This is a genomic window from Escherichia sp. E4385, from assembly GCF_963883145.1.
GTDB lineage: Bacteria > Pseudomonadota > Gammaproteobacteria > Enterobacterales > Enterobacteriaceae > Escherichia.
On sequence record NZ_CAWOOJ010000015.1, the window covers coordinates 64502 to 84585 of the forward strand.

Genomic DNA, 20084 nt, shown 5'->3' on the forward strand with positions numbered 1-20084 from the left:
CATGTTTAACGCCAGCTATCGTCTTCCCAAATCTCTTGTAATATGCCGCTTAATGTTTCTTTGTCTGCTTCTTTATCGAATCCGATAACCTCTACACCAGTCATTGACCCTTTCTTGACGTTAACTTTTATTGCTGGAAAAACGCATTGTACTCGATGTGTTATTTCATTCTGAAAAGCATCAATGATCTGTTGCCCTAATTTTTGTTCTTTATCCAACGTGATATTGATTCTCATAATCTAATCAGCCTTATAAAAATTATCATCTTCGGTTTCGTTATTCTCGCTGTTTGCTAGGTCTGCAATGAGAGTGAGCGCGAGCTTTAAGTCTGATGGCTTGCAGTTTGCAATCAGAGATACCTCGGCAATAAATTGCACACAAGCCCACTTTTGCTGCGTTCGGCTGAAATGTTCGTCAACCATGGAATCCCTCCTACAGGGTTACTGTATGTTTATACAGTAGCACGTATTGGTAAAAGATGGGAAGAAAAAAAACGAATAGGGCGATTGTCGTATGTACATGATATGGATATAAATTACTCTGATATTGGTTTTGATGCTTCAGCTATCGCAGCAACACGATTAAGGATTTTCCTGGCTTTAGCCTCATGCGATGGTGCTGTGGAAAATATTTCTCCTTTGGCCGTTCCGCGTAGCCATTTACCATCAAAACAACTTTTACCACCGGCCATCAGGTGCAGAGCTTCGCCCCGGCTGATATTAATGCCGGTTGTCAAATGTATCTCTTCGATAGTTTTCGCTATAGCTGCGTTTTGCTCATCCGTTCCGTGGACGAATTTTCGCCGTGCTGCTGGCTTTTGCTTCCTGAGTCGGTTGGTCAACTCTCGTCTTTCACGCCGACTCAGTGGTTTTGTTAAATCCAGTATCGGTGGATCGCTTTCGCTTCCCGTACAGTTATTGACAGAACTCCGAGGGACGGCTTTGCCGTCCTGAAGGTCAACGGCCAAATCAACAGCACGCTTCGGAACAATCTTCCACTGAGTGAGCCGGGTTAAAATCGGACTCCCTGCACCTATGGAGGAATCGTAGACTCCCTTAATACATACCGTTTCCTCACCGTACTGATTAAGCTCGGTACGCGGTTCATACAGTGTGCGCACCTGTAAATCATCGCGACGGACAAACGGCCCACCCTGAGCATTAACATAACCAGCCCAGTCACCAGCGTCGGCGGCATCATGGACGGCGGCAAACTCAACGCTCAGTCCGTGCGCGGTTTCGGTATCAGCGAGGCGACGCAACTCACGGTAAACCGTCACCGGCGCACCACCGATAAACTGAAACTGACGGATGTGCCAGCGCGCAGCCCATGCTGAAACGGCGGGGGCTGTCTCTTTCAGTAGCTCACCGCTTTCATCATCGGTTTCACCATCGAGAGCATAACCGTCGATATTTTTTGAAATGTATTTAGCAACATAGCCTGTTGCGCTGCCTTTCTCCGGGTCAATGGACTCGGCGTGGAAACGTGCTTTTTTGGATTTATCGCTTTTCAGTTCGTGGCGGTCTTCTTTCCATGCGTATTTACGGACGATGGAGCGAACATATTCAACATCTTCCGGCAGCATGAACATCAGCATGTGCCAGTGTGGAGTGCCGTCGTGATGAGGCTCGGCGACACGAATACCGAAAATACGGACATCTTCCCGATGTAGTTTGGCACGGATACGCGCCCAGATACCGGTTAGATAGTTTTGCGTGTCAGCCGGGCTGGCACCGCTCCATTTGCTGTTACGGTAACCGGCTTTAGTCGTGGCGTGATATTTTGACGGCGCGGTTAGAGTGTAAAACTCACCGACATAACCGAGCTCATTACAGATGTTTTCAAACCCACGAATGCGGGTCATGAGCTCACAGCGGCGAATCGCAGGGTTAGCAACTGAGCCATCATATTTTTCAATCAGGCTGATACGGTTGCCGTCTTCGTCTTCGAGATCCAGACCTTTGAGAAATTCACGAGTGCGGCGCTTTTGTTCACGCCAGTCAGTCACGCAGTTTTTACTCGCGTAAGTGTTTTTTTTCTTACTGACGTTGCCGACTGCAATTTGCAGGTGTTCGCGCCACGTAGCTGCAACACGGCGCAAACGACCGCGCCACCACCCATCGTTAAACATTTTGGCGATAGCCGGTGCGATTTCATCCGCACCGACATATTTTTTTTCAACCCGCTCCCAATGTGGTGGGATAACGTTAAATTGGAGGGAAATAAAGCCAGCACGAATATACCAGGTGTACAGCGTTTTAAGCTCGCCGAATCCGTGGTCATTAATGTTGGCAAGTTCACCACGAATGAAATTAGCAATATCAGCGGCCAACAGGTCAACATCAGCGCGCGACATATCCGGGAGACGGTTATATCGGGCGACCATATTAACCATGCGTGACGACAGATATTGCATTTGCTGAGTATCAAAATGACTTCCAAAAACAGCGGTTGATACCTTGCTGTTGATACCAGCGCATTCGTATTTTTTTGCGACCAGTTCAAGACGCGGCAATGCCTTTTTGCAGAAGTTGATTAAAAATGCATTGGCTCGTTGACTACCCTGATTTTGCTCCAGCACCGCAGCAGTGCGATAAACATCTAACCGCACGCAGTCGGGCTGGAGAGAAAGCACCTTTTTTGCATGCAGCAAAGCCGCGAACATACGGTCGCGGCGATGCTGTTGCTCATAAGTAAGGTATGGGCTGGAGATTGCCGACCGTGGGACGTTCCACGGATAAGCGAATTGAACAGCCAATTTATACCCCCCGATAGTGTTTGTTTTTTAGCTCTGCTATTTGCTGGCAGGTTACGCAAAAAGCCACGCCCGGAATCGCAATGCGGCGAGCTTCCGGGATTGGTGTGTCACATTCCTCGCAAAGAAAACGGGAAGGTGCAGCGATACGGGTGCGTGCGTTGCTGATGTGGCGTTCGCGGTCTTCCTGCTCGCGCAGTTGTGCTAAATCCATTGCGTCGGCCATTAGTGCAGCTCCTGTGATTCATTCTCAAAGCGGGTTGCTTCACGGCGCAGCAGTTCGGCAGCTTCGGTGCCGCTCATACCCTCTCTGGTAATATGGATAGCCAGCGCCTCAAGGCGGATGGAAACAGCGAGCGCGCGGTCTTTACGCTCTTCTTTTTTTGCATCGGTCAGCAATACGGCCAGCGCATTGCTATCAGTGTTAAAACTACGGATTTCGGTATTACGCATAATTAACTCTCCTGATTTCGGGCAATAAGATGCCCGGCGGGTTTACGCCATTAAATTTCTGTTTGGATTAATTCGGCATGGTTAGCCGTTTGGGAAATAAGCTCACTACTGCACGAAAATGATTCATCGCTGTAATAAGCGCCTTTTTCTCGTCAGTAGTCAGCTCACTTAATTCGAGTTCATGACGAGCCGCCGGTATTTTTGCCAGAAAGAAAATAGCGGCCAGCGCCCGATTATTTTCTTCAAATTGTGGGTCACGTTTATCGCGCATATCATCGACAAAACGTTCAACCTCTTTCCAGCTATCGCCCCAATATCTCGCGCGCAATTCGGCAACATGATTGAGACCGGCCAGACGTTCACCCGCTTTTAGCGGAACAGTCGCGGAAACAGCTTCGATAGCCATGATCCCCCCCGCTTTTGAGTAGAGAGGCCAGCCAGTAAATCAGCCTGCGAGTGGCTCGGGTGCCAGCGCTTGCCGTCCTTACCTGCGATCCAGCCGTGGCCGTAGTGCATGCCAGGGCTTTGCTTAACGAGCAGAGATGCGAATGACGGTTCACTTTTCAGCATACGCACCTCAAATCAGACCAAACGATGCGCCAATACCGCTCATGGTATCGACCACGCTCGACATAGCTGGATTAGTCTGCAGACGTGCATGCAGCGCCAGAGCCGACAATGACAACATGCGAATGCCGGAGTTAACGCTTTCAATCATGTTGTGCTTACGGGCAATGGTCAGACGTTCATCAGATACCGCGCCGCTCGCCAGTTCGCCGAGTTCACGCATTGCGCGCATGACATAAGACTGCAATTTGTCTTTAGCCAACTCATTAACCGGCACGCATGGTAGGCAGTGAATCTGCGCTAAAAAACCATCAATGAGGGTTGAGTCTTCGGTCAGGTCAGTCAGCAGCCACAATTCAGGCGGCGTGAACTGGTGAGGCTGTTCCGGATTGAGCTTGTTACGTAACGTTTGAACGTTCATACCTGCACGCTCGGCCAGCTTCGCCATGTTGTGACGCTGTGCGAAAATGCGGCATGCTTCGTCATAGTGGGGATGTTTGGAAACCTGAAAATCAAACATGGTTAAATTCCCTCTAACTTGCATAATCAAATTCAGTTAAGAGCGGTGCGCTGGTCGATGTAGCGACAATCAATCGCTTGTTGAGTCAGCTTATCGCGCCATGCTTTTACATTTACGAGGGTTCGGCTTCGTTTAGCAGCTTCCTCTTTGTTGGAAAAGTCTTTGGTCGGAGCTTTGAGAAGGACTCCCTCATCGAGCCATTGCCAGACCAGACGCTCGCTAACACCGCGAGTAGCGGCGAAGTCTTTCACAGTCATCGTGTCTGACATAGCGGAGCGAATCATTGTCTGTAGAGCTGGCAGCATGGCGGTAACGATGGCATCAAACTGTGTTGGATCTAGCAGCACAGTTTGATTTTGTGAGTTTTGCGAGTCGTGCGTCGAGATTGATTTTGCATCTGACATATCGCATTATCTCCTGTTGTTTGAAATGTAGTGCAGTGGTGTGCATCTTGGTCGATGAGCACCAATATAGATCGCTAAATTTTGGTTGTAAACAAAATTCTTGTTGGTGTCATATGTCTAAAAATGATGTTAATGCGTCTGCCGCATTGGAACGTGTCCTTTCTGCATACGGCTTTAAGCAGCAAAAGGAACTAGCCGAAAGGCTTGGCATACATGCAAACAACGTGAGTAGCTGGCTTGCTAGAAACGTAATCCCTAGCAACGTTTTCGTTGAGTGTGCTCTTGATACTGGAGCTGACCTGCGATGGCTAATTAATGGTGAGCTTGCAAATGCAAGATTTGAAGTGGTGAAAACTAAGCTTAAAGGTAAGCAACTCTATGATGAAATCATGGCAAATGGAGGGAGGGCGGTTCTGCGTCGGATTCTCGATGCGTATGGTTTTACTCTGCAAAAAGAGCTTGGAGATTTATTAGGTATATCTTCCGGCACTATAAGCACTTGGGTTAGACGCGATTTTTTCCCCGGTGACGTGGTTGTCACTTGCGCCCTTGATACTGGCGTATCGTTAGAATGGTTATCAACCGGAAAAGGCCAGATGCGTAACAGTAATGATGGTGAACCGGCAAATGCTTTAACGATTAGAAAGTGCCGCCTCGAGGCGGGCGAACTCAAAGATATCGGACGCTGGACTCCTGATATATCTATGGTTTCATCAAATACTGATGATTTAGTGTTTATTGATGGTGTGAGCACATCTTGGCTTGTTGATAGTTCTAACTCGAAGATAGGAAATGGTCGCTGGCTTATTGGTATTGATGGCGCACTCGATGTTTTTGACGTAATCAGGTTGCCAGGCGGAAAGGTCAGGTTATCAAATAAGTCTGCTGAGTTTGAATGTAATATTTCAGATATCACACCATCAGGTGCGGTTATTTTTACTTTGGAAAAGCATGTTTAAGGAGCAGTAATGAAAAAGTTTATATTTGCGATAGTCTGCATTGCACTTTCTTCCTCAGCCATAGCCGCTGAGAAGTTTAAAGAGATAGACGGCGCTGCATATGGTGACAAGTGGCCTCTAACCTTTGAAAAGGCAAAGGTATCATGTGTTAACCGTGCTTATGCTTTTGTGTATGACATCAAAACTGATGATAGATATCCTCTGAATGGCATGGCGGTAGATGCTGTTAAATCAGGAAAGCTGGAGGGGTCTAACTTAGATGACGTATGGAAGGATGACCCTGAGTATGACGGCGTTAAAATTTCAATTTCACCGGTGATTGATGCCGCTACAGCCCTTTGTAATTAATTTTCTTTTAGCCTCGGTATCGCAATGACTGTAAGTAAACAAAAAAGTGGAAAATGGTTGTGTGAACTCTATCCAAATGGTCGAGAAGGGCGGCGTATACGTCGGCAATTCAATACCAAAGGTGAGGCCGAGGCATTTGAAGCATTTACCAAAAGCGAGAGTGAAGATAAGCCGTGGCTCGGCAAGAAAGAAGACCGCCGACGCTTAAGCGAGATTATTCAGCTTTGGCACAATTTGCACGGTCAAGCGTTAGTCGCCAGTAAGTCGAGGTTTGCAAAGCTTCAAATCGTATGTAATGGACTTGGCGACCCGATTGCATCTCGCCTTACCGCGAAAGACTGGGCTCATTATCGTGACCGTCGATTACGTGGTGAAATAGACAATGGTTATCATAAAGACCCCTCGAAATGGATCGCTAAACCTATAACCGTCAATCGCGAACAACAATACCTAGAAGCAGTGTTTAATGAGCTCCGCCGGTTAGGGGAGTGGAGCCTACCCAATCCACTTGATGGGATCCGAGTATTCAAAGAAGCTGAGAAAGAAATGTCCTGGCTAACTTTGTCTCAGCTCCCGGAGCTGTTTCGAGCCTGCGAGCAATACGGCAAAGAAGACCTCACCATGATTGTTAAGGTGTGCCTTGCAACCGGCGCTCGATGGGGGGAAGCGGAGAGATTGACCCGACCTCAACTTTCTCCATATAAACTAACGTTCACCAAAACCAAAGGTAAGAAGAATCGCACAGTTCCTATTCCTAAATGGCTGTACGACGAGTTGTCCGTACGTCAAGGCAGAATGTTTAAACCCTGCTATCAGGAGTTTAAAAAGATGCTCAAACTAACGAATATTGAATTGACGGAAGGGCAGAAGACGCACGTTTTGCGTCATACTTTTGGTGCGCATTTTATGATGAACGGAGGGAATATACTGGTGCTGCAAAAAATTCTCGGACATGCCAATATTCGAGAAACAATGAAGTATGCGCACTTTGCTCCTGACCACCTTGAACAAGCTGTAACCCTCAATCCGTTATCGCTGTATGTTGGCGACAATGTGGCGGCAGAGGTTGCATAACACTGCAATTCACTGCATTAAAAATTACTTTAACTAGTTGTTTTATATGGTAAGCGTTTGTTCGCTGTGGGGTGCTAATAGGAGCGTCTTAACTAAGATTTCGCTTAAGCGACATCCTGTTAAGAAGGGCTGGCCAATTGGCTGGCCCTTTTTTTATTTATTGAAATTGCGTTTACGGTGCACTAATCACCACAGCGACGCGGCGGTTCTCGGCGCGACCCTGTGCGGTCTTGTTACTGGCGATGGGGTATTTTTTCCCTAAGCCCTGAGTGGTGAGATTGCTGCGAGGAATTTGTCCACCTTCTGCCCACGCATCGGCGACGACATTTGCCCGCTTCAGCGATAAAGCTTCGTTGTAACTGTCTTCGCCGTAATTGTCGGTATGTCCATCCATGCGGGCATGGGTTAAGCCCGTGGAGGTCAGTTTTGCGGCCATGGTATGGATCTGTTGCTGACTTTCCGGGAGCAGTTTGTAGTCATTTTTAGCAAACAGAATGGTATCAGATAAGCCCAGCGACCAGTCGCCAGCGGATTCAGTAAAACCATAAGACTGCATAGCGGCGACTTGTTCTGGAGTAAACTTCCCTTGTGGTGACTGGCAGCCAGTCAGTATCAGTGAAGAGAACATCAGGGGAACTACCAGTTGCTTTATCATGTAGATATTTCCTTGTTATTTCACCAGCTTTTTAGCGCGCTGGTGTTTGGCCTGATACATATTATGGTCGGCCAGCTCTTGTAATTTTTCGGCGGAGACGTGCTCAATGGTCATCGCATAACCAATGCTTAATGTCATAGTGGTTTGATGGCCATTATTAAGATCGAATGGTCGATTAAAAATTTGCGTCAATGCCGTGCAAATCCGCTGCACTTCAGATTCCGACTGCACGCCATAGAGGACCATAGCGAATTCATCGCCGCCAATACGGTATGCCTGATGTCGCAGTCCACCAAATTCAGCTAATCGTTTTGCCACTTCAATCAAGACCTGATCTCCCGTCGCATGACCCCAGGTATCATTGATATATTTGAAATTATCGCCATCAAGAAACAGTAATGCCGACGTTTTTCGGGCATCAGTACTGTTCATCAACGTGTTGATGCCGCTACGAAACGCTGCGCGGTTAGCCAGCCCGGTTAATGGGTCATGTAGCGCGGTACGTAGAAGCTGCGCATTTTTGGCCTGTAAACGAAGCTGCCACTCTTCCATTTCATCTAGCAGACTGTTGAAGTCGAGAGCGAAGCGGTGAAACTCTGCGATACGTTCTTCCGAAACTCGTCGGGAAAAATTGCGGTTGGAACGCACATCATGTACGACATCGGTGATGTTTTTTAACGCTTCAACCAGACCATTGTGCAAATGGCGGGTGAGGGTAATCGCGATGCCTGATGCCAGCAGAATACATGCAGTCAGGACTGCGAGTGAAAACCAGATAAAATGGCTAATTGAGCTGTCGCGTGCGGTTAACTGCACTTCGCCTATGGTTTCGCCATTGTGGCGAATCGGCTGAATGACGGGAGCCGGAAAGAGCCAGTGGCTAATGAAATTACTGAAGGTATCTCCCGGTTCTCTGGCAGTGTAGTGCCAGGAAGCAATAATGTTTTGCTGATTATCACGTACTTCTGCGGTTGAAAATTGGCCTTGCTGACCTAGTGCGGCCAGAGTTTCTGTTGCTGCAGGACCATCGGCAAAAACGACCGCAGCTTCCAGGCTGTAAGTCATTGTTGCAGCGGTTAGTGCCAGGTTTTTTTGCGCGTATTGTTTCAGGGTGAGCACTGACGTTACGGAAAGCAGCAGCCAGATCAGCGTCATAGTGATAAATATGCTGGTCATGCTGATGTTGCGTAATGCTCTTTTAAACGTGGGGCGCTTATGAAGAGAATTATCGTTATCCATCGTTTTTCTTCCGTGCGAGCATTAAGACATCCGGGTTGACCTTAACACCACTACGCGATAAGGCATCCAGATTTACGGCAAACCTGACGTTATTATTGTTGATGACCAGACAAAATGCGCTGCCAATAATGCACTCGGTATTTTGTTCGGCAATTAATAATAACGCCTTAGACGGATATTGTTCGATTAATTCTGTCTGGAATGTCGGTGACTCGCTGCCAAAATAAAAACCATTGCAGCCTGAAATCATCGCCTCTTGTTTGTTGTTAACGATGACAGGCAGATAAGGCAAAGGCGTCGCACCTTTCTCTTGCAGGGCGGTGCTAAATCGTGAAGATGAAAAAATACATAGTCTTGGTGGACCAGATACCGTCGGCCAGCGAGTGTAGCTTACGATACCGGAAACCATTAAACGCACATTTTTCGCAACGTCAGTGGTTTCCTGAGCGAGTAATGGCGCGCCTGCCAGAAGGAATAGCAGCAGTAAGAACAGTAGGTGAGAAAAGCGCATTCAGGGATCCTCACCATCTTCGCTCGAAACGCATCGAAAATTTTTCAGAATGTTCATTAAAATATCATTCTTTTGTGTAGTCGTCATCCAGAAGAGAATTAAAAATCGAATAAGTTAAATCTTATGATTAATTTTGTGGTGGGATTTAAATTAATTAAGTTTCATCGTGCGGGCATTTTCATCAGCTCCTTTTTGCCATACTTCATGCAATTGGCTGGCATTTTCTACATTGTTGCAGCTGGCAGGGAAACTTTTACCGGAAAGCCCTCGGGCATAAGTAAAATCGACCTGGCAGGTTTTCTTTTGCCCTTCGGCATATCCTTTAAGATATATCCCCCTATCAGCCTGTGAATCGTTAAAAGCATCGTCATGTTTTATAGCAACGCCTGATATCGCATCTTCCATACCAACATCATACCAGTCAGTGCTGGTCAAGGTTGGTGCGTGAGTATAGGGATCAATCTGACAGCCGCTAACAACCAAAGCTAACAAAGGGGCGATAAAGTGTTTCATTGTTTTTTCTCCTTTTTCAAAGCATAGCGGATTGTTTTTATTGTGTGTGTAAATTTATTTGTACATTTATTGGTGGTTAAAACGTATATGAATTGCCTGTGTAAACTATTATTTACGAAATATGGATTGAAATCTTTACTTGTTGTGATATCGTTGCGTCATCCTCGCTGAGGATCAACTATCGCAAACGAGCATAAACAGGATCGCCATCATGCAAAAAGACGCGCTGAACAACGTACATATTACCGACGAACAGGTTCTGATGACCCCGGAACAGTTGAAGGCAGCTTTTCCATTAAGTCGACAACAAGAGGCCCAGATTGCTGATTCGCGTAAAACTATTTCAGATATCATCGCTGGGCGCGATCCCCGGCTGCTGGTGGTGTGTGGTCCTTGCTCCATTCATGATCCTGAAACCGCACTGGAATATGCTCGTCGATTTAAAGCCCTTGCCGCAGAGGTCAGCGATAGTCTCTACTTGGTGATGCGCGTCTATTTTGAAAAGCCCCGTACCACTGTTGGCTGGAAAGGGTTGATTAACGATCCACATATGGATGGCTCCTTTGATGTTGAAACAGGATTAAAGATTGCACGTAAGTTGCTGTTGGAACTGGTAGATATGGGATTACCGTTGGCGACGGAAGCGTTAGATCCAAACAGCCCGCAATATTTGGGTGATCTGTTTAGCTGGTCGGCAATTGGTGCTCGTACCACGGAATCGCAAACGCACCGTGAAATGGCATCCGGGCTTTCCATGCCGGTTGGTTTTAAAAACGGCACTGATGGCAGTCTGGCGACAGCAATTAATGCTATGCGTGCCGCTGCACAACCGCATCGCTTTGTTGGTATTAATCAGGCAGGGCAGGTGGCGCTGCTGAAAACTCAGGGTAATCCGGACGGACATGTGATTCTGCGTGGCGGAAAAGCACCGAACTATAGCCCGGCGGATATCGCGCAATGTGAAAAAGAGATGGAACAGGCGGGACTGCGCCCCTCACTGATGGTAGATTGCAGCCACGGTAATTCCAATAAAGATTATCGCCGTCAGCCTGCGGTGGCAGAATCCGTGGTTGCCCAAATCAAAGATGGCAATCGCTCAATTATTGGTCTGATGATCGAAAGTAACATCCACGAAGGCAATCAGTCTTCCGAGCAACCACGCAGTGAAATGAAATACGGTGTATCCGTAACAGATGCCTGCATAAGCTGGGAAATGACCGATGCCTTGCTGCGTGAAATTCATCAGGATCTGAATGGGCAGCTGACGGCACGCGTGGCTTAAGAGGTTTATTATGGTTGCTGAGTTGACCGCATTACGCGATCAAATTGATGAAGTCGATAAAGAGCTGCTGAATTTATTAGCAAAGCGTCTGGAACTGGTTGCTGAAGTCGGTGAAGTGAAAAGCCGCTTTGGGTTACCCATTTATGTACCGGAGCGCGAGGCATCCATGCTGGCCTCGCGGCGCGCAGAGGCGGAAGCTCTCGGCGTTCCGCCAGATCTGATTGAAGATGTTCTGCGTCGGGTAATGCGTGAGTCCTACTCCAGCGAAAACGACAAAGGATTTAAAACGCTTTGTCCTTCACTACGTCCGGTAGTCATTGTTGGTGGCGGTGGTCAGATGGGGCGCATGTTCGAGAAGATGTTGACGCTCTCTGGCTATCAGGTGCGGATTCTTGAACAACATGACTGGGATCGCGCGGCTGAGATTGTTGCCGATGCCGGTATGGTGATTGTCAGTGTACCGATTCATGTTACTGAACAAGTCATTGGCAAATTACCACGTTTACCGCAAGACTGTATTCTGGTCGATCTGGCATCAGTGAAGAATGGACCATTACAGGCCATGCTGGCGGCGCATGATGGTCCAGTGCTGGGGCTTCACCCGATGTTTGGTCCGGATAGCGGCAGCCTGGCGAAGCAGGTCGTGGTCTGGTGTGATGGACGTCAGCCAGAAGCGTACCAATGGTTTCTTGAACAAATTCAGGTCTGGGGCGCGCGACTGCATCGCATTAGCGCCGTCGAACATGATCAGAATATGGCGTTTATCCAGGCGTTGCGCCACTTTGCCACTTTTGCTTATGGCCTGCATCTGGCAGAAGAAAATGTTCAGCTTGAGCAGCTTCTGGCACTCTCTTCGCCCATATATCGTCTTGAGTTGGCGATGGTCGGGCGACTCTTTGCCCAGGATCCGCAGCTTTATGCCGATATTATTATGTCTTCAGAACGTAATCTGGCGTTGATCAAACGTTACTATAAGCGTTTTGGTGAGGCGATTGAGTTGCTGGAGCAGGGCGATAAGCAGGCGTTTATTGACAGCTTCCGCAAGGTGGAGCACTGGTTCGGCGATTACGCACAACGCTTCCAGAATGAAAGCCGCGTATTATTGCGTCAGGCGAACGATAGCCGCCAGTAATAATTCTGTGCCGGATGATTCACATCATCCGGCTTTTTTCATCAGGTTGGATCAACAGGCACTACGTTTTCACTTGGGTAACAACCCAATACCTTCATTGAACGGGTGATTTCTCCTAACTCTTTTAACGCCTTTTGCATTTCCACGGATTCAAGATTGGCCTGAATATCCAGATAAAACATCTCTTCCCACGGATTACCGTGAATCGGACGTGATTCCAGACGGGTCATAATCAGATTGTGGTTGCGCAATACCAGCAACGCTTCAACCAGAGCACCAGCTTGTTGTCCGGTAGCCATTAACAGTGTGGTTTTTGCCGGAACCTGGTCAGACACGTTAATGGCTTTACGTGCCAGCACCACAAATCGGGTGAAGTTTTGTCGTTGATTCGCCTCAATGCGCTCCAGTACCTGTAAACCGTACAAGGAACCGCCAGCTTCGCTCCCCAGCGCAGCGACATGTGGTGATTTTGCCTGTGCAACTTTTTCCATTGCCGCAGACGTACTCTCGGTATATTCAATCTTCCAGTGCGGGTAACGGTTAAGGAATTTGCTGCATTGCTGGAACGGCTGCGGGTGGCTGTAGACCGTGTTGATAGTCGATAAATCGGTGGTGCCGGAAACCAGCAAACAATGGTCGATAGTTAACGTCATCTCGCCAACAATCGACAAGCTGGTATGTTGCAGCAGATCGTAAACGTCGTTTATGGCACCGGAGCTGGTGTTTTCGATCGGTACGACGGCATAGTCGGCCTGGCCGGTTTCCACCTGATTAAAAATATCGGCAAATTTGGCGCAGCCGCTTTCAATGAATTGCTCAAAGTGACGGGCAGCGTACTGGCGCGCCGCAAGATGTGAATAAGAGCCTTTGGGCCCGAGAAAAGCAATGCGGGCTGAGTGCGGATTAATTTTATTGAGATGCTGCTGGAGTAAAGCCTGCTGAGTTAATACGGAATCTTCAATGATGAGCTGGAACAGGCGAGTAATGTAGTGGGCATCCAGATGGTGTGTTTTACCAAGCGTAATTAATCTTTCCAGCAAATCGCGCTCACGATCGATATCACGCACCGGGCGATGTGAAAGCAGTTTGGCTTTTCCCACCTCAACGGCTAGCTCGCGCCGCTCAGCCAGTAACGCCAGCAATTTTTCGTCCAGCGTGCTAATTTTCTCGCGCAGCGCCAGTAACGGGTTTTCCGATGTCATAGTGTTGCCTTTTTTGTTATCAATAAAAAAGGCCTCCCGATTTGGGAGGCCTTATTGTTCGTCTTCGCATTCTGTTTCACACGACGAAACGCCTCCCATTCAGGGGAAGGTAAAAAAGAATGCGAAGAAAAACGGCGTTTGTTTCATGTTTGTTTCCTTAAGCGACTTCAGTACAGTACCCGTACTGTTTTCATGCTGTCAACAAAAAACGCGCCCGAAGGCGCGTTGGCGATACACTCAATATAAAGGACTACTCTTCTTCAACTTCTTCGACGAAGTTGGCGTCTTTCACCGACGTTGCGGCACGACGTGCTTCGCCTTTGTGCTGCAGTTTATTGAGCTGCCGTTCCAGCTTGTTGATCAATTCGTTAATAGCGGTGTACATATCTTCATGTTTACCACTGGCAACCAGAACGCCGTTAGGTGTATTGATAGTGGCGTCAGCAACGAACCCCTGTGGTTCCTTGGACAGAATGATATGCGGATTAATCAGGTGCGTTTGCCATTTTTCCAGTTTGGCGAGACGGTCTTCGACATGTTGGCGGATTGCCGGAGTAATTTCCATTTGTTTGCTGGTAATGTTCATTGTCATAAATTTTACCTCTTGTCTTCCCGTCTTGGTGAAATCAGCATACCGCTCCTGATGTCAAAATGTGTGATGAAAATCTCATAATTTTGTCACTTTTTGTCAACGAAGTTTTTTTGTGAGAAATCGCAGGAAGAGGTGTTTTTTTACTTGAGGAATGTCTCAAAGCGAGCCATATTTGATAGGATCAGTCGCGACTAAATCGCTTTAGTTAGCGTTCAAATCGAATAAAAAAACGACAGCTCCAGGGCTGCCGTTTTGCGTATATCACACCTGTTAAGTGTTGCTGCTGTTAGCGGCAATAATTTTCGCGACTTTTTCAGCCTGAGCGTTCATCTGCATCTGGCGGTAAGCATTTTCCATCAGCGGCAGCGCATCACGCGTAGCCTGGGTATCCGGGTAGTCACGCAGCATGCCTTCGACGCGGTTGACGACGGCAACCCATGCGCCACGTTCGGTGTAGTACTCTGCAACGGAGTATTCATATTTCGCCAGACGATCTTTCAGGAACACCAGACGTTTGGTTGCATCAGTGGTGTACTGGCTGTTTGGATAGCCGCGCACCAGTTTGGAAAAGTCACTAAACGCAGCTCGAGCATGTTGAGGATCGCGATCGCTACGGTCAACGCCAAAGAACCCTTGCAGCGCACTGTCATCCAGCGCCATATTGGTCAGGCCACGCATGTACATGACATAATCGATATTCGGATGGGTCGGGTTGAGGCGAATAAAACGATCGATGGCAGCCTGCGCTAACGGCAGATCGGCGTTTTTATAGTAGGCGTAGATGAGATCCAGCTGCACCTGCTGCGAATACGGACCAAACGGATAGCGATTATCTAACGCTTCCAGTTGCGTTATTGCCTGTCTCCAGTTACCGTCCTGCAGCTTTTGTTGTGCAGTCGCGTAAATTTCATTTGGCGGATTATCAGGTACTTCTTCCTTTGACCCCGAGCAACCCGCCAAAAACAGGCTTAGTGTGGCGGCTGCCACCAGATATTTCATGCGCGTCATGACGTTTTGACTTTCCTCAAAATGTAATACGGGAGATTCTCTGTTCCTGCTCCCGGTTAAGACCAGCTACAATAGCACACTATATTAAACGGCAAAGCCGTAAAACCCCAACGATAAACGAAGAAGCAGTATATATGGCACAACGAGTAGAACTCACTGCAACAGTGTCCGAAAACCAACTCGGTCAACGCTTAGATCAGGCTTTAGCCGAAATGTTCCCGGATTATTCACGTTCGCGAATAAAAGAATGGATCCTCGACCAGCGCGTGCTGGTTAACGGCAAAGTTTGTGATAAGCCGAAAGAAAAAGTATTGGGTGGCGAGCTGGTGGCCATCAACGCCGAGATTGAAGAAGAAGCGCGTTTTGAACCGCAGGATATCCCGCTGGATATCGTCTATGAAGATGAAGACATTATCGTCATTAATAAACCGCGCGACCTGGTGGTACATCCTGGCGCGGGTAACCCGGATGGCACGGTATTGAATGCGTTGCTTCATTACTATCCGCCCATTGCCGATGTACCGCGTGCGGGTATTGTCCATCGTCTGGATAAAGACACCACTGGCCTCATGGTTGTGGCAAAAACCGTTCCAGCCCAGACGCGCCTGGTGGAATCTCTGCAACGACGTGAAATTACTCGTGAGTATGAAGCGGTAGCAATTGGTCATATGACTGCTGGTGGCACGGTGGACGAGCCAATCAGTCGCCATCCGACCAAACGAACTCATATGGCGGTGCATCCGATGGGCAAACCGGCGGTCACTCACTATCGCATTATGGAACACTTCCGTGTGCACACGCGTCTGCGGCTGCGTCTGGAAACTGGACGTACGCACCAGATCCGCGTGCATATGGCCCATATAACCCATCCGCTGGTGGGCGATCCGGTTTATGGTGGCCGTCCGCGTCCGCCAAAAGGTGCTTCGGAAGCGTTTATCTCCACGCTGCGTAAGTTTGATCGTCAGGCGCTTCATGCAACCATGCTGCGTCTTTATCACCCGATCTCCGGCATTGAAATGGAATGGCATGCACCTATTCCACAAGATATGGTGGAGCTGATTGAGGTGATGCGCGCCGATTTCGAAGAGCATAAGGATGAAGTGGACTGGTTATGAGTAAGCTGATTGCCCCGCAGTGGCCGCTGCCAAAAGGTGTTGCGGCCTGTAGCTCTACCCGTGTCGGCGGCGTGAGCTTGCCGCCCTACGACTCGCTCAACCTCGGTGCTCATTGTGGTGATAACCCGGAGCACGTCGAGGAAAATCGCAAGCGGCTTTTTGCTGCGGGTAATTTGCCTTCAAAACCGGTCTGGCTTGAGCAGGTACACGGTAAAGATGTGCTTAAGCTTACTGGCGAACCTTATACCTCAAAACGGGCGGATGCCTCGTATAGCAACACACCCGGCACGGTTTGTGCCGTAATGACAGCCGATTGCCTGCCTGTGCTGTTTTGCAATCGGGCAGGAACGGAAGTCGCGGCTGCCCATGCTGGCTGGCGTGGACTGTGCGCAGGCGTGCTGGAAGAGACGGTTTCCTGCTTTGCCGATAAGCCCGAAAACATTCTTGCCTGGTTGGGGCCGGCAATCGGTCCACGCGCGTTTGAAGTGGGGCCGGAGGTTCGCGAGGCGTTTATGGAAGTAGACGCCAACGCGAGTACAGCTTTCATTCAGCATGGTGATAAGTATCTGGCGGATATTTATCAGCTTGCCCGACAGCGTCTGGCGAGCGTTGGTGTTGAGCAAATTTTCGGCGGCGACCGTTGTACATATACGGAAAATGAGACTTTCTTCTCTTATCGTCGCGACAAGATCACCGGTCGTATGGCAAGTTTCATTTGGCTGATATAACCTAAAGAATCAAGACGATCCGGTACGCGTGATTTTCTTTTCACATTAATCTGGTCAATAACCTTGAATAATTGAGGGATGACCTCATTTAATCTCCAGTAGCAACTTTGATCCGTTATGGGAGGAGTTATGCGTCTGGATCGTCTTACTAATAAATTCCAGCTTGCTCTTGCCGATGCCCAATCACTTGCACTCGGGCACGACAACCAATTCATCGAACCACTTCATTTAATGAGCGCCCTGCTGAATCAGGAAGGGGGTTCGGTTAGTCCTTTATTAACATCTGCTGGCATCAATGCTGGCCAGTTGCGCACAGATATCACTCAGGCATTAAACCGTTTACCACAGGTTGAAGGTACAGGTGGCGATGTCCAGCCATCACAGGATCTGGTGCGCGTTCTTAATCTTTGCGACAAGCTGGCGCAAAAACGTGGTGATAACTTTATCTCGTCAGAACTGTTCGTTCTGGCGGCACTTGAGTCTCGCGGCACGCTGGCCGATATCCTGAAAGCAGCAGGGGCGACCACCGCCAACATTACTCAAGCGATTGAACAAATGCGCGGAGGTGAAAGCGTGAATGATCAAGGAGCTGAAGACCAACGTCAGGCTTTGAAAAAATACACCATCGACCTTACCGAACGAGCCGAACAAGGCAAACTCGATCCGGTGATTGGTCGTGATGAAGAAATTCGCCGTACCATTCAGGTACTGCAACGTCGTACTAAAAATAACCCGGTGCTGATTGGTGAGCCTGGTGTTGGTAAAACTGCCATCGTTGAAGGTCTGGCGCAGCGTATTATTAATGGTGAAGTGCCGGAAGGGCTGAAAGGCCGCCGCGTACTGGCGCTGGATATGGGCGCGCTGGTGGCTGGGGCGAAATATCGCGGTGAGTTTGAAGAACGTTTAAAAGGCGTGCTTAACGATCTCTCCAAACAGGAAGGCAACGTCATCCTGTTTATCGACGAATTACATACCATGGTCGGCGCAGGTAAAGCCGATGGCGCAATGGACGCCGGGAATATGCTGAAACCGGCACTGGCGCGTGGTGAACTGCACTGTGTGGGTGCTACGACGCTGGACGAATATCGCCAGTACATCGAAAAAGATGCTGCGTTGGAACGTCGCTTCCAGAAAGTGTTTGTTGCCGAGCCTTCTGTTGAGGACACCATTGCTATTCTGCGTGGCCTGAAAGAACGTTACGAGCTGCACCACCATGTGCAAATTACTGACCCGGCAATTGTTGCAGCGGCGACATTGTCTCATCGCTACATTGCTGACCGTCAGCTGCCGGATAAAGCCATCGACCTGATCGATGAAGCAGCATCCAGCATTCGTATGCAGATTGACTCAAAACCGGAAGAACTCGACCGACTCGATCGTCGTATCATCCAGCTCAAACTGGAACAACAGGCGTTAATGAAAGAGTCTGATGAAGCCAGTAAAAAACGCCTGGATATGCTCAACGAAGAACTGAGCGACAAAGAACGTCAGTACTCCGAGTTAGAAGAAGAGTGGAAAGCAGAGAAAGCGTCGCTCTCTGGTACGCAGACCATTAAAGCGGAACTGGAACAGGCGAAAATCGCTATTGAACAGGCTCGCCGTGTGGGTGACCTGGCGCGGATGTCTGAACTGCAATACGGCAAAATCCCGGAACTGGAAAAGCAACTGGAAGCCGCAACGCAGCTCGAAGGCAAAACTATGCGTCTGTTGCGTAATAAAGTGACCGACGCCGAAATTGCTGAAGTGCTGGCGCGTTGGACGGGGATTCCGGTTTCTCGCATGATGGAAAGCGAGCGCGAAAAACTGCTGCGTATGGAGCAAGAACTGCACCAGCGCGTTATTGGTCAGAACGAAGCGGTTGATGCGGTATCTAACGCTATTCGTCGTAGCCGTGCGGGGCTGGCGGATCCAAATCGCCCGATTGGTTCATTCCTGTTCCTCGGCCCAACTGGTGTGGGTAAAACTGAACTTTGTAAGGCGCTGGCGAACTTTATGTTTGATAGCGACGAGGCGATGGTCCGTATCGATATGTCCGAGTTTATGGAGAAACACTCGGTGTCTCGTCTGGTTGGTGCGCCTCCGGGATATGTCGGTTATGAAGAAGGTGGCTACCTGACCGAAGCGGTGCGTCGTCGTCCGTATTCCGTCATCCTGCTGGATGAAGTGGAAAAAGCGCATCCGGATGTCTTCAACATTCTGTTGCAGGTACTGGATGATGGGCGTCTGACTGACGGGCAGGGGAGAACGGTCGACTTCCGTAATACGGTTGTCATTATGACCTCTAACCTCGGTTCCGATTTGATTCAGGAACGCTTCGGTGAACTGGATTATGCGCACATGAAAGAGCTGGTGCTCGGTGTGGTAAGCCATAACTTCCGTCCGGAATTCATTAACCGTATCGATGAAGTGGTGGTCTTCCATCCGCTGGGTGAACAGCACATTGCGTCGATTGCGCAGATTCAGTTGAAACGTCTGTACAAACGTCTGGAAGAACGTGGTTATGAAATCCACATTTCTGACGAGGCGCTGAAACTGCTGAGCGAGAACGGTTACGATCCGGTCTATGGTGCACGTCCTCTGAAACGAGCTATCCAGCAGCAGATCGAAAACCCGCTGGCACAGCAAATACTGTCTGGTGAATTGGTTCCGGGTAAAGTTATTCGCCTGGAAGTTAATGAAGACCGGATCGTCGCCGTCCAGTAAATAAGACAAGCGAGCCCTTCGGGGCTCGCTTTTTGTCTAATTTCCAACCGGAAATGGTCGTTTTTAAGGTGTTTTGCTTAAGAATTGAACGAACGATAAATTATTTTAAATTTCCTCTTGTCAGCTCAGAATAACTCCCTATAATGCGCCACCACTGACACGGAACAACGGCAAACACGCCGCCGGGTCAGCGGGATTCTCCTGAGAATTCCGGCAGAGAAAAGCGAAAAAAATGCTTGACTCTGAAAGAGGGAAGCGTAATATACGCCACCTCGCGACAGTGAGCTGAAAGCCGCGTCGCAACTGCTCTTTAACAATTTATCA

25 protein-coding genes and 1 other annotated feature are annotated in these 20084 nt (G+C 48.7%); of the genes, 8 read left to right on the forward strand and 17 right to left on the reverse strand.

The genetic code is table 11. From position 1 onward, the window contains the following. Positions 1 to 5: 5 nt before the first annotated feature. The 9 genes from AACS80_RS16535 to AACS80_RS16575 form a co-directional block, all read right to left on the reverse strand. Positions 6 to 236: a DinI-like family protein gene (locus AACS80_RS16535; protein ID WP_130236101.1), complete on the reverse strand. Its 231-nt coding sequence runs from the start codon at positions 234 to 236 to the stop codon at positions 6 to 8. A gap of 3 nt (positions 237 to 239) precedes the next feature. After that, positions 240 to 422: a hypothetical protein gene (locus AACS80_RS16540; protein ID WP_019842452.1), complete on the reverse strand. Its 183-nt coding sequence runs from the start codon at positions 420 to 422 to the stop codon at positions 240 to 242. A gap of 113 nt (positions 423 to 535) precedes the next feature. Continuing rightward, positions 536 to 2665, reverse strand: a complete 2130-nt coding sequence (locus AACS80_RS16545; RefSeq protein WP_171021447.1) for a replication endonuclease — start codon at positions 2663 to 2665, stop codon at positions 536 to 538. A gap of 94 nt (positions 2666 to 2759) precedes the next feature. Further along, positions 2760 to 2981, reverse strand: coding sequence for a TraR/DksA family transcriptional regulator (locus AACS80_RS16550; RefSeq protein WP_000752602.1), 222 nt, complete (start codon positions 2979 to 2981; stop codon positions 2760 to 2762). Further along, on the reverse strand, positions 2981 to 3208 hold the full coding sequence (locus tag AACS80_RS16555; protein ID WP_135410280.1) for a DUF2732 domain-containing protein: 228 nt from the start codon (positions 3206 to 3208) through the stop codon (positions 2981 to 2983). Before AACS80_RS16555 ends, AACS80_RS16550 begins: the two co-directional genes overlap by 1 nt. Positions 3209 to 3275: 67 nt before the next feature. Further along, the gene (locus tag AACS80_RS16560) at positions 3276 to 3614 is read right to left on the reverse strand and encodes a DUF5347 domain-containing protein (RefSeq protein ID WP_000963463.1); all 339 of its coding nucleotides are present in this window, start codon (positions 3612 to 3614) and stop codon (positions 3276 to 3278) included. After that, positions 3578 to 3778: a phage filamentation protein Fil family protein gene (locus AACS80_RS16565; RefSeq protein ID WP_000920167.1), complete on the reverse strand. Its 201-nt coding sequence runs from the start codon at positions 3776 to 3778 to the stop codon at positions 3578 to 3580. The genes AACS80_RS16560 and AACS80_RS16565 overlap by 37 nt, the downstream gene beginning before the upstream one ends. A 7-nt stretch (positions 3779 to 3785) precedes the next feature. After that, the gene (locus AACS80_RS16570; RefSeq protein WP_000459334.1) at positions 3786 to 4295 is read right to left on the reverse strand and encodes a phage regulatory CII family protein; all 510 of its coding nucleotides are present in this window, start codon (positions 4293 to 4295) and stop codon (positions 3786 to 3788) included. A 32-nt stretch (positions 4296 to 4327) separates the two neighbouring features. Further along, the gene (locus AACS80_RS16575) at positions 4328 to 4699 is read right to left on the reverse strand and encodes a hypothetical protein (RefSeq protein WP_001278195.1); all 372 of its coding nucleotides are present in this window, start codon (positions 4697 to 4699) and stop codon (positions 4328 to 4330) included. 113 nt (positions 4700 to 4812) lie between these two features. Between AACS80_RS16575 and AACS80_RS16580 the strand changes: the two genes are divergently transcribed. From AACS80_RS16580 to AACS80_RS16590, 3 genes are read left to right on the forward strand one after another with little or no spacing between them, the layout of a single operon-like run. Next, entirely contained in the window at positions 4813 to 5658 is an 846-nt protein-coding gene (locus AACS80_RS16580) for a phage repressor protein CI (protein ID WP_135410279.1), read from the forward strand. Positions 5659 to 5667: 9 nt separating this feature from the next. After that, positions 5668 to 6006 carry a DUF2511 domain-containing protein gene (locus AACS80_RS16585; protein ID WP_000713422.1) on the forward strand — a complete coding sequence of 113 codons (339 nt, stop codon included), beginning with the start codon at positions 5668 to 5670 and terminating at the stop codon, positions 6004 to 6006. A gap of 24 nt (positions 6007 to 6030) precedes the next feature. After that, the gene (locus AACS80_RS16590; RefSeq protein WP_001472386.1) at positions 6031 to 7080 is read left to right on the forward strand and encodes a site-specific integrase; all 1050 of its coding nucleotides are present in this window, start codon (positions 6031 to 6033) and stop codon (positions 7078 to 7080) included. 172 nt (positions 7081 to 7252) lie between these two features. On the opposite strand, the gene AACS80_RS16595 is transcribed toward AACS80_RS16590, so the two are convergent. The 4 genes from AACS80_RS16595 to AACS80_RS16610 form a co-directional block, all read right to left on the reverse strand. Next, the gene (locus tag AACS80_RS16595; RefSeq protein ID WP_135410277.1) at positions 7253 to 7735 is read right to left on the reverse strand and encodes an OmpA family protein; all 483 of its coding nucleotides are present in this window, start codon (positions 7733 to 7735) and stop codon (positions 7253 to 7255) included. 15 nt (positions 7736 to 7750) lie between these two features. After that, entirely contained in the window at positions 7751 to 8974 is a 1224-nt protein-coding gene (gene dgcN, locus AACS80_RS16600; protein WP_130208143.1) for a diguanylate cyclase DgcN, read from the reverse strand. Then, complete coding sequence (locus tag AACS80_RS16605) at positions 8967 to 9485, reverse strand: YfiR family protein (protein ID WP_130221575.1); 519 nt, start codon at positions 9483 to 9485, stop codon at positions 8967 to 8969. Before AACS80_RS16605 ends, dgcN begins: the two co-directional genes overlap by 8 nt. Before the next feature lie 150 nt (positions 9486 to 9635). Next, on the reverse strand, positions 9636 to 9998 hold the full coding sequence (locus AACS80_RS16610) for a DUF2799 domain-containing protein (protein WP_135410276.1): 363 nt from the start codon (positions 9996 to 9998) through the stop codon (positions 9636 to 9638). Between the two features lie 211 nt (positions 9999 to 10209). Between AACS80_RS16610 and aroF the strand changes: the two genes are divergently transcribed. Beyond that, positions 10210 to 11280: a 3-deoxy-7-phosphoheptulonate synthase AroF gene (aroF, locus tag AACS80_RS16615; RefSeq protein ID WP_135410275.1), complete on the forward strand. Its 1071-nt coding sequence runs from the start codon at positions 10210 to 10212 to the stop codon at positions 11278 to 11280. A 10-nt stretch (positions 11281 to 11290) separates the two neighbouring features. Then, on the forward strand, positions 11291 to 12412 hold the full coding sequence (gene tyrA, locus AACS80_RS16620; RefSeq protein WP_131162448.1) for a bifunctional chorismate mutase/prephenate dehydrogenase: 1122 nt from the start codon (positions 11291 to 11293) through the stop codon (positions 12410 to 12412). A gap of 41 nt (positions 12413 to 12453) precedes the next feature. Here tyrA and pheA read toward each other — a convergent pair whose 3' ends face one another. From pheA to bamD, 4 genes are all read right to left on the reverse strand, one after another. Further along, on the reverse strand, positions 12454 to 13614 hold the full coding sequence (gene pheA, locus AACS80_RS16625; protein WP_130208153.1) for a bifunctional chorismate mutase/prephenate dehydratase: 1161 nt from the start codon (positions 13612 to 13614) through the stop codon (positions 12454 to 12456). Positions 13615 to 13636: 22 nt separating this feature from the next. Next, positions 13637 to 13762 (reverse strand) — a sequence feature (Phe leader region). Next, the gene (gene pheL, locus AACS80_RS16630) at positions 13714 to 13761 is read right to left on the reverse strand and encodes a pheA operon leader peptide PheL (protein ID WP_100229775.1); all 48 of its coding nucleotides are present in this window, start codon (positions 13759 to 13761) and stop codon (positions 13714 to 13716) included. Its footprint overlaps the feature before it by 48 nt. Positions 13763 to 13864: 102 nt before the next feature. Then, a complete protein-coding gene (gene raiA / locus AACS80_RS16635) occupies positions 13865 to 14206 on the reverse strand; it encodes a ribosome-associated translation inhibitor RaiA (RefSeq protein WP_000178461.1) in 342 nt (113 codons plus the stop codon). A 270-nt stretch (positions 14207 to 14476) separates the two neighbouring features. Beyond that, the gene (gene bamD / locus AACS80_RS16640; protein ID WP_000197686.1) at positions 14477 to 15214 is read right to left on the reverse strand and encodes an outer membrane protein assembly factor BamD; all 738 of its coding nucleotides are present in this window, start codon (positions 15212 to 15214) and stop codon (positions 14477 to 14479) included. Positions 15215 to 15348: 134 nt separating this feature from the next. Between bamD and rluD the strand changes: the two genes are divergently transcribed. The 3 genes from rluD to clpB all read left to right on the forward strand — a co-directional run bounded on the left by rluD (position 15349) and on the right by clpB (position 19760). Beyond that, a complete protein-coding gene (gene rluD / locus AACS80_RS16645) occupies positions 15349 to 16329 on the forward strand; it encodes a 23S rRNA pseudouridine(1911/1915/1917) synthase RluD (protein ID WP_115438707.1) in 981 nt (326 codons plus the stop codon). Further along, positions 16326 to 17057, forward strand: coding sequence for a purine nucleoside phosphorylase YfiH (gene yfiH, locus AACS80_RS16650; protein ID WP_135410274.1), 732 nt, complete (start codon positions 16326 to 16328; stop codon positions 17055 to 17057). Before rluD ends, yfiH begins: the two co-directional genes overlap by 4 nt. Before the next feature lie 129 nt (positions 17058 to 17186). Beyond that, positions 17187 to 19760 carry an ATP-dependent chaperone ClpB gene (gene clpB, locus AACS80_RS16655; RefSeq protein WP_130259644.1) on the forward strand — a complete coding sequence of 858 codons (2574 nt, stop codon included), beginning with the start codon at positions 17187 to 17189 and terminating at the stop codon, positions 19758 to 19760. Positions 19761 to 20084 lie beyond the last annotated feature (324 nt).